Origin of the sequence: Methylorubrum podarium, assembly GCF_022179745.1 — a bacterium.
GTDB classification, from domain to species: Bacteria; Pseudomonadota; Alphaproteobacteria; order Rhizobiales; family Beijerinckiaceae; genus Methylobacterium; species Methylobacterium podarium.
The window spans coordinates 1-8629 of sequence record NZ_BPRD01000196.1; the positions used below are offsets into that span (position 1 = coordinate 1).

Consider the following 8629-nt stretch of genomic DNA (forward strand, 5'->3'; position numbering starts at 1 on the left):
CCGCGGCGAGCGTCGCCGTCAGGGTCTTGCCCTCGCCGGTGGCCATCTGGGCGACGCGCCCATCGAGGAGGGCGGCGGCGCCCATCATCTGCACGCCGTAATGGCGCTGCCCCTTCACCCGGCCCGACATCTCGCGGATCAGCGCGAACGCCTCCGTGATGTCGGCATCGCGAAAAGTTTTTCGGGCGCGGAGCGCGGCCGTGATCGTCCGGATCTGGCCGTGCAGGGCCTCGTCGGACAAAGCCGCGATCGCGTCCGCCCGCGCCAGGGCGTTGCGGGCGATGCGCGCGTAGCGGCGTGCGGCCCAGCCGGCGAGGCTTACCCGGACCCGTCCGATGACCTTTGCCGCGGCCTGATCGAGGCGGCTCGCCTTGAGCGGCTTGCGCTCCGAATAGGCCCGCGCCGCCGGCAGGCGAAAGGCCGGCCCGGCCGGAAACGGGCCCGAGGGGAGGGCGAGGGGGTCAGACATGGAACTGGCTCAGGAAGACCTGGCGCAGGCTGCGCAGCACCCGCCACGCGATCGGCTCCGCCCCGTGATCGAACCGGACGTAGACCCGCTCGCCGAGGACGTTGAAGGGAAGGCCGCCGGCGAGCTGGACGTCGAAGACGAAGATGCTCTGGAGCGCCACCGGCTTCTGCGGGTTGCTGGCATCGACGGCGATGGTGCCGCCGCCCTGTGTCGCGAGGGCGAGGCTCGGGATCTCCTGCTGCGCGCCCGGCACCTCCCGCAGGATCGAGCCGGCGCGGACCTCTTCGGGCTTCTCGGCGAGCCGGGCGGCGACGGCCTGCGTCCGGCTGCGGATCAGATCGACATCGGTCTGCGGCACCACCACCCGCACCACGGGGTCGTCGGCGGTGAGCACGTAGCCGATGCGCTCGCCCCGGCGCAGGTACCGCCCCGGCAGGTCGACCGCGCCGGGCACGATCAGCCGGCCGGCCTGGGCCGCCCGCACGGTGAGGCCGGCCTGCCGCTCGCGGTAGACCCGCAGGATCTCCTGGGTGCTGGCGATCTGCTCCTGGAGGATCTGCGCCTGCACCCGGTCGCCGAGGCGGGCGGCATCGTAGCGCAGGCGCAGTTCGACGAGCTGCGCCTCCAGCACCGCGACGCGGCTGTCGAGGCTCGGATCCTCGAGCGTTGCCAGGGCCTCGCCGGCCTGCGCGTCGCGGCCGGGCTCGACCAGCAGCGCGGTCAGGATGCCGTCGGTGCGGGTGCGGATCTGCGTGTCGTCGGGCGCCCAGACGACGCCCTGCGCGATCGTCGTGTAGGGCAGGGGAACCACGAACAGCAGGGCGAAGGCCGCCCCCGCGGCGGCGCTCGTCAGGACGATGGCCCGGCCGCGGCGCCGGTTCAGCTTCGGGTCGGTCAGGACGAACTTGATGCCCTTCACCAGGGGCGCGACCACGGTGCCGAACAGCGCGAGTAGCGCCAGCAGCACGCCGAACACGAAGTACTGGGTGGCGATGAAGCTCGCGATGCCGATCGAGACGATGGTGCGGTAGACGAAGGCCGCCACCGCGTAGACGAAGAGCCAGGGCCGCTCGCCCGCGGCGGTCACGGGACTCTTCGTGCCCTCGATCTTCAGGAGGTAGCGCTCGACCAGGTAGAAGACGTAGCGGTTGGCGCGCGAGCCGAGATTGGGGATCTCGATGAGGTCGGCGAAGATGTAGTAGCCGTCGAAGCGCAGCAGCGGGTTGCCGTTGAACAGCAGCGTCGAGACGCTGCCGATCACCATCACGTTGAAGGCCGCCGCGCGCACGAGGCCCGGTTCGGCAGAGGCCCAGACGATGGCGGCCACGCCCGCCAGGAACAGCTCGACGAGGATGCCGGCCGCCGCCACCATCATCCGCTGCCACTTGCTCGGGAAGGCGGCCGAGGTCGAGGCATCGACGTAGGGCGCCGGGAACAGCACGAGCAGCATGACGCCGACCTCGTGCACCTCGCCGCCCCAGGCCTTGGCGGCGCAGGCGTGACCGGCCTCGTGCAGGGCCTTGATGACGGGGTAGAGGGCCATCATCAGCGCGACGTTCTGCGCCGAGAGCATCTGCCCCGCGACGTCGCCCGTCAGCTCGCCCGCGTGCAGGGCGGCGACGACGAGGCCGGAGATCACGACCGCGAGCCAGACCAGCAGACCCCAGACCGAGAAGAGCGGCCGGAAGAACGGCGCGAGCCGGTCGAGCAGCGGATCGGGGTCGAAGAGCGGGAAGCGCAGGGCGAGCGGATTCTTGACCCGGGCGATCAGGGTGCGGCGCGCGGTCGATTCCGAGCGCTCGGCGAGTTCCGCGAGATCCGGCGGCAGGTCGCCCTGGAGCAGGTCCGAGCCGTGGAGCTGCGAGATCAGGCGGATCGTGTCGTCCTGGGTCGGCGGGTCATCCTCGTTGCGGCGGGCGGCGGCCTCCCACACCTCCTGCAGGGTGCGGCGCCCGTCCATCATGCAGAGGATCAGGTTGGCGGTGGGCGACAGCCGGTGGAAGCGCCCGGTCTGGTGGTCCTGCAGGACGTACCAGACCTCGCCGCGAAAGCTCTGCCGATGGATCTCGGCGTGGCGGCGCAGCCGCGGGCGCAGGGACGCGACCCGGTACCACGACTGGCTGAACAGGGACTGGGACATGCCTCACCCCCTCACGGCCACCAGTGCCAGAGGGCGAGACGCAGCCAATCGACGACCGGCCGGGCCCAGATCCAGGCGAGCAGCCGCCGGTCGACGTCGACCTTGGCGATGCCCTCCATGCCCGGCCGCAGCCGGGTGGCGCCGTCGGCGATCCGGCCCTCGACCCGGAACAGGTTGCGGCCGTTCCTGGCCTCGGCCACGGGGGTGATGGTCTGGATCGTCAGCGCCTGGGGCTGATCGGGCAGGGAGGTGGCGAGCATGTGCCCGGTCTGGCCCTCGTGCAGGTCGGCGATCACGCGCTCGTCCACGCTGAGCACGACGCGGTAGCTGTCGAGCGGCGCGATCTCGAACAGCACCTGCCCGCGGCTGACGGCCCCGCCGATGGATTGCGATAGGTCGCCGGAGACGATCAGCCCGTCGAAGGGTGCGGTGAACTTCGAGCGCGCGATCTGCTCGTCGAGCAGCCGGATCTGCGCCTCGGCCTGATCGATCTGGCTCTTGACCACGTTGATCGTGGCTGGCTGGCGGGTCGCCAGCGCCTTGTCGTACTCGTAGGTGCGCTGCTGGCGCTCCGTGACCCAGCGCAGGCGCTCCAGGGCGAGGTCCCGGTCCTCCAGGGCGGCGAGGAGGTCGCCCTTGCGCACGGTGTCGCCGGCCCGGTGCCCGGCGGATTTCAGGTAGCCGTCGTAGGAGGCGACGACCGAGCGGCGCACGAGGCCCTCGACGCGGGCATCGGCGGTCACGCGGTAGTCGGTCTGGATCACCGACAGGGCGAGGACGAGGGCCAGGGCGGCGGCGAGACCGAGCTTGAGCCCGGTCCGGTTCGGGCCGAAGACCAGCCGCGCGCCGTTCATCACCGCGTCGGCGGCCTTCAGCGCCAGCCAGCGGTCGTTCTGCCGCTTGTCCTCCAGCACCGGTCCGATGGCGGCGGCGCAGGCGCTCACCTGCTCGACCGTCTCCAGGCTGAACGGCTGGTCGGCGGGCCGCTCCAGGGTGATGGCGCCGACGAAGCGGTCGTCGACCAGCATCGGCACGGTCAGCACCCGGCCGCCGTATTGCAGGCGCGCGAGGTCGGCATGCGCCGTCGTGACGGTGGCCTCGCTCTCGGACGCGGGAAACAGGATCAGGCTGCGCTGGTCGATCGCCTCGTTCATGCAGGCGCCGAGGCGGCGCACGAGGTTCATCTCGCGGCCGAACTGGGCCGAGTGCGAGATCGCCGCGATCCGGGTGCTGCCGCGCCGCACGAAGCCGATCGCCGCCCGCTGACAGGAGAAGGCGATGGCGAGGTCCGTGACCGCGGCGGTGCAGGCGGCGGAGAAGCGCGACTGCTCCAGGACGCCGGCGAGCAGGTCGAGGACGGAGCGCGAGCGCGCCAGCGTCCGGCGCTCGCCGCGCCCGATCAGCTCGGCCTGCTTGGCAACGAGCCACGCGCTGCCCCACTGCACCTGACGGATCGCGGCGCGAAGCTCGTCCTTGTCGAGACTGTCGAGGGCGAAGGCGGCGACGGCGAAGCACGCCTCGTCGAGCGCCAGCGGCAGGGCGATCCAGGCGCCCGCTCCGTGCGGCGCGGCGCCCGGAAGCGGCCCGGTCTCCGCCATCGCCTGCACGACCGGGCGGTTCTCCCGCAGGGCGGCCTCGGCGGTCTCCCGAAGGCCGGCCTCGCACTCGGACTGGGCCGGGAACACGGAGAGCGGGGCGAGCCCCACCGAGGTCCCCGGCAGCAGGACGCAGGCCCGCTCCGCGCCGAGCATCGGCGCCTGGAGCGTGAGCCAGGCATCCGCCGCCGCCTGGAGTGTCTGGGCGGTCCGGAGCACCTGCCACAGGGCCGGCTCCAGCAGGGAGAGGCGCGCGGCCGGGCCCGCCGCGGACAGACCCGAAACGGGCGAGCCCTCCACCGCCAATCGCTCGCTCATGGCCCCCGGTTTCCTCGACTGACGGCGCTCAGGGTCTTGCTGTGGGAAAACCCCGCCGCCGCGTCGGGCGCGGCGCCGGGGCCGGATGGTCAGGCGTCGAGGTCGAGCCGCCCGTGCCGGTTCTCGTACTCGGCCAGGACGCCGCCGAGGACGGAGTGCAGGCGCTTGGCCGCGAGCGGCGTCAGGATCACGCGGTTCGAGAGGTCGACCACCACGTTCTCGGTCGCGGCGAGGTTCCAGGTCCGGTTGGTGCCGAAGAACAGATCCACCTGCTCGCGGGTGCCCTGCACGTTCACGACGTTGGCGAACTGCGTCGTCATGCTGTCCTCACGCCACTCGATCGCGCGGACCTGATCGGCGGAACCGGGCTTGCTGCTCTCGCTCACGACTGCTCCCTCATCCTCGCGCGCCACCGCGCGACGTCACCTTGGACCCTGTGAAGTCACCGCCGGCCCGATGCCGGAGCGGAACGCGGCGCCCAAGTCCTCGTCAAGATATGGCACGAATAAAGCCGCCCTTGAACGGCGGCTTGCCTTGCGATCCCAGCGAAACCAAGTCGCCTTGCATTTATGGCACACAGGGCGATAGGAGCTATTGCACGGTTTGTGCGATTCGATCACGAATGGAATGTGGCGGCAGCAATGGCCACGAAGAAAAATGCGTTGACCCAGCGTCTCAATTCAAGGCTTCCTTCACTCCCAAGCTTTGACGAGGCGTCCGACCGCCGCCTGCACGCGGCGTCGCGCTGATGCCGGCCGGGGGGCGGCAGACAGGTTCGGCGCCGGAGGCGGCGGGGCCGGATTTTCCGCACGTGGACCGCTTCCTCGAGAGCGAAGCCGCCGCGCACACCCTCAGCTTCGCCTTCGCATCGGGACTGATCGACCGTCTCGCCCGCCGCTCCGACATCGCGGCGGCCGTTCTCGCCGACGAGTTTCGCCTCGCCCCGCCGCAGCTCGCCTGCCTGACCGGCCTTCTCGTCGGCGCCGGCATCGCCGCCGAGCCGGAGCCGGGACGGATCGGGCTGAGCGAGGCGTTCCGCGCCGTGCTGCCCTGCCGCGACCTCATCGAGGCGAAGCTCGCCTTCGCCGCCGCCGCCTCCGAGGATCTGCGCCGGCACTTCCCCGCCTTCGTCGCGGACCTGCCGGCCTTCATGGCCGCCTCCCGCACCTTCGAGCTGTTCCGCTACGACCGCTGCTTCGAGATCACGCCGGAAAACCTCGACGCGACCCGGCGCTGGGTCGGCTACACCACCTGCCTGACACGCTACGAGGCCGGCCCCTGCCTCGACCGGATCGAACCCGCTTCCCATCGGCGCCTGCTCGACCTCGGCGGCAACAGCGGCGAGTTCGCCGCCCAGGCCTGCCGCCGCGCCCCGGCGCTCGCCGCGACGGTGTTCGACCTGCCGGTCGTCTGCGCGCTCGGCCGCGAGACCCTCGCGGACCGGCCGGAAGGCGCCCGCGTCGCGTTCCGCGCCGGCGACATGCGGCGCGACCCCCTTCCCGAGGGGCACGACCTCGTCACCCTCAAATCGGTCCTGCACGACTGGCCGGCGGAGGCGGCCCGCGCCCTGCTCGAACGCGCCGCGCAGGCCCTCGCCCCCGGCGGTCGCCTCGTGATCTACGAGCGGGCGCCCCTGGACCTGCGGGCGGGCGCGCCCGGCTACGTCCAATCCGCCGACCTCGTGTTCCAGCCCTTCTTCCGGGAGGCCGACCTCTACACCGAGACGCTGGAAACCCTCGGATTCGTCGCGGTCAGCGTGCGCCGCATCGCCCTGGAGACGCCGTTCCACCTGATCGAGGCGCGCAAGCCCGGCGGTGCGCCGTGAGCACGCCCCTCGTCCTCGCCGTGTCCGGACCGCCGGGCAGCGGGAAGTCGACTCTTTGCCGTGCCCTGTCGGACCACTTCGGTGCGCCGGTGCTCGCCTACGACGCCTACGAGGCCATCACCGCCTGGCCGCCGGAGCGGGTGGCGGCGTGGCTCGCTGAGGGCGCTCCCTTCGACGCGGTGCCGCTGCCGGGATTCGCCGAGGATCTGACGCGGCTGCGGCGCGGCGAGCCGGTGCCGGACCGGGAGCGCGGCGGCACGCTGCGCCTGTCGCGGCGCGGTGCGCGGCCCGTCATCGTCCTCGATACCCTGCTCGGCCGGGCCCATCCCGGCACGGCAGCGCAGATCGACCACCTGGTCTGGCTCGACCTGCCCCTCGACGTCGCGCTGGCGCGCAAGCTGCGCGGCTTCACCGCGGAGGCCCGGCGCGACCCCTCCGCCGCGCCGGGCTTCCTCGGGGCGCTCGACGCCTATCTCGGCCGCTACGACACGCTGCTGCACCCGGTCTACGCGCTCCAGCGCGAGCGGGTCCGGCCGGCGGCCGACCAGATCCTCGGGGCCGGCACCCTCGCCGACCACCTCGCCGCCGTCCGATCCGGAATTCCGTCCACCCACGCGGCCGTGCCGACGACGGCGTGAGGCCATGGCGCTCGCGGAGCCCTCTGTCCGATGCTCAGGTCCGAACGCTCCGCACCGCCGCGCCTCGTCGTCGCCGGCGGCGGTCCCGCCGGCTGGATGGCCGCCGCCTCCCTGAAGCGCGCCCTGCGCCGGGTCGGCTGGACGGTGACCCTGGTCGCCCCGGCCCCGGCGTCCGGACCGTCCGGCGCGATCGAGACCCGCCCGGCCTTCACGCGCTTCCTGCAGGGCTTCGGCATCGACGAGGCGATCTTCCTGCGCCGCTGCGCGGCGACCTTCCGGCTCGCCGGCCGCTTCGAGGACTGGTTCGCGAGCCGGCAGGGCCATTGGCATCCCTTCGGCGCCTGCGGACCGCGGATCGCCGGGCGCGACCTGTTCCACTACTGGCTGAAGCTGCGCGAGGGCAGCGTCGGCATCGCGGCCGGCGATTACGCCGACTACGCGCCGCAGACGCTGATGGCGGCGGCCGGGCGCGGCCCCCACCCGGAGGCGGGCACCTCCTCGCTCGTCGAATCCGGCGACTACGGCTACCACCTCGACCGGGCGGGCCTGGTCCGGTTCTTCCGCGAGATCGCGCTGTCCGAGGGTGTTCGCGTTGTGCCGGGGCGCGTTCGGGCGATCGAGCGCGACCTATACGGCGACGTCGCCGCCCTCGTCCTCGACGGGGGCGAGACGGTCGAGGGCGACGTCTTCCTCGATTGCACCGGGGCGGCGGCCGAGATCATCGGCGCCGGGCTCGGCGAGGCATGGGTCGCGGAGGGCGGCCGCGGCGACCGCATCGCCACCCTGTCGGCGCCGCGGGAGCCGGAGCCGGCCTCCTTCACCCTCTACCGTGGCCTGTCGGAGGGCTGGGCCGCATCGCTGCCGCTGGCCGACCGGACCGTCCACGCGCTGGTCTACGACAGCCGCACCACCTCGGCCGAGACGGCGCAGGCGCTGCTGCAGACCGCGTCGGGGGGCGCCGGCGAGGTGACGCGGGCGGGGCTGCGCACCGGCCGGCGCCGGGCGCCGTGGCAGCGCAACGTCGTCGCCCTGGGCGCGTCGGCCGGTGCGGTCGAGCCTCTGGGAGGCTTCGGCCTCGATCTCGTCATCGCCGCGCTCGAAGCCTTCGTCGCCTACCTGCCGCGCGAGAAGGCGAACGACGTGCTGCGCCGGGCCTACGCCGCGCGGATGAACCGCCGCCACGACGACGCCTCGCAGGCGGTGGCCGCGCATTTCGTCCTCGGTCGCCGGCCCGAGCCGTTCTGGGCCGCCGCCCGCGCCGTCCCCCTACCCGATCGTCTCGCCGACCGCCTCGACCTCTACGAGACGGCCGGCCATGTCGAGACGGAGGCGGAGGCGGTCTTCGGCGAGGGCGACCACTACCTCCTGTTCACGGGGGCCGACTTCCTGCCGCGCCGTCCCTTCGCTCCCGTGGATATCGCCGACGGGCGCGAGATCGGACGGCTTCTCGCGAGCATCCGGGCGCGCTCGGCCCAGGTCGCCGAGACCATGGCCCCGCATGGCCGCCTGCTGGAGGCCCTCCACGGCCCGGCGCCCGCGACCGGCGCGGCGGTGCGGGTGAGGGCCGCGGCGGCCAAGGAGGGCCCGGCGATCCTGCGGCGGACCCCGGCGGGGGCCCGGCTCGCCGACCTCGTCGCCGGCCTC

General features: G+C 73.0%; 6 protein-coding genes and 1 pseudogene. 3 read left to right on the forward strand and 4 right to left on the reverse strand.

Features of this window, described 5'->3' with window-relative positions:
- The 4 genes and pseudogenes from MFF42_RS10685 to MFF42_RS10700 form a co-directional block, all read right to left on the reverse strand.
- Positions 1 to 469: pseudogene (locus MFF42_RS10685) on the reverse strand (preprotein translocase subunit SecA); the annotation flags it as partial.
- Positions 462 to 2609, reverse strand: coding sequence for a PqqD family peptide modification chaperone (locus tag MFF42_RS10690; RefSeq protein ID WP_238255735.1), 2148 nt, complete (start codon positions 2607 to 2609; stop codon positions 462 to 464). The pseudogene MFF42_RS10685 and the gene MFF42_RS10690, both read right to left, overlap by 8 nt.
- An 11-nt stretch (positions 2610 to 2620) precedes the next feature.
- The gene (locus MFF42_RS10695; RefSeq protein ID WP_238255736.1) at positions 2621 to 4522 is read right to left on the reverse strand and encodes a GAF domain-containing protein; all 1902 of its coding nucleotides are present in this window, start codon (positions 4520 to 4522) and stop codon (positions 2621 to 2623) included.
- A gap of 89 nt (positions 4523 to 4611) precedes the next feature.
- The gene (locus tag MFF42_RS10700) at positions 4612 to 4908 is read right to left on the reverse strand and encodes a DUF3467 domain-containing protein (protein ID WP_238255737.1); all 297 of its coding nucleotides are present in this window, start codon (positions 4906 to 4908) and stop codon (positions 4612 to 4614) included.
- 425 nt (positions 4909 to 5333) lie between these two features.
- Here MFF42_RS10700 and MFF42_RS10705 point away from each other — a divergent pair, with 425 nt between their 5' ends.
- The 3 genes from MFF42_RS10705 to MFF42_RS10715 all read left to right on the forward strand — a co-directional run.
- Complete coding sequence (locus tag MFF42_RS10705) at positions 5334 to 6347, forward strand: methyltransferase (protein WP_238255738.1); 1014 nt, start codon at positions 5334 to 5336, stop codon at positions 6345 to 6347.
- Complete coding sequence (locus MFF42_RS10710; RefSeq protein ID WP_238255739.1) at positions 6344 to 6985, forward strand: AAA family ATPase; 642 nt, start codon at positions 6344 to 6346, stop codon at positions 6983 to 6985. The genes MFF42_RS10705 and MFF42_RS10710 overlap by 4 nt, the downstream gene beginning before the upstream one ends.
- Before the next feature lie 30 nt (positions 6986 to 7015).
- A partial coding sequence (locus MFF42_RS10715) for a tryptophan 7-halogenase (protein ID WP_238255740.1) occupies positions 7016 to 8629 on the forward strand: 1614 nt, incomplete at its 3' end.

Excerpts from the sequence above, each read along its gene's own strand:
- MFF42_RS10690 (WP_238255735.1), bottom strand. The coding sequence starts at position 2,609 with ATGTCCCAGTCCCTGTTCAGCCAGTCGTGGTACCGGGTCGCGTCCCTG.
- MFF42_RS10695 (WP_238255736.1), bottom strand. The coding sequence starts at position 4,522 with ATGAGCGAGCGATTGGCGGTGGAGGGCTCGCCCGTTTCGGGTCTGTCC.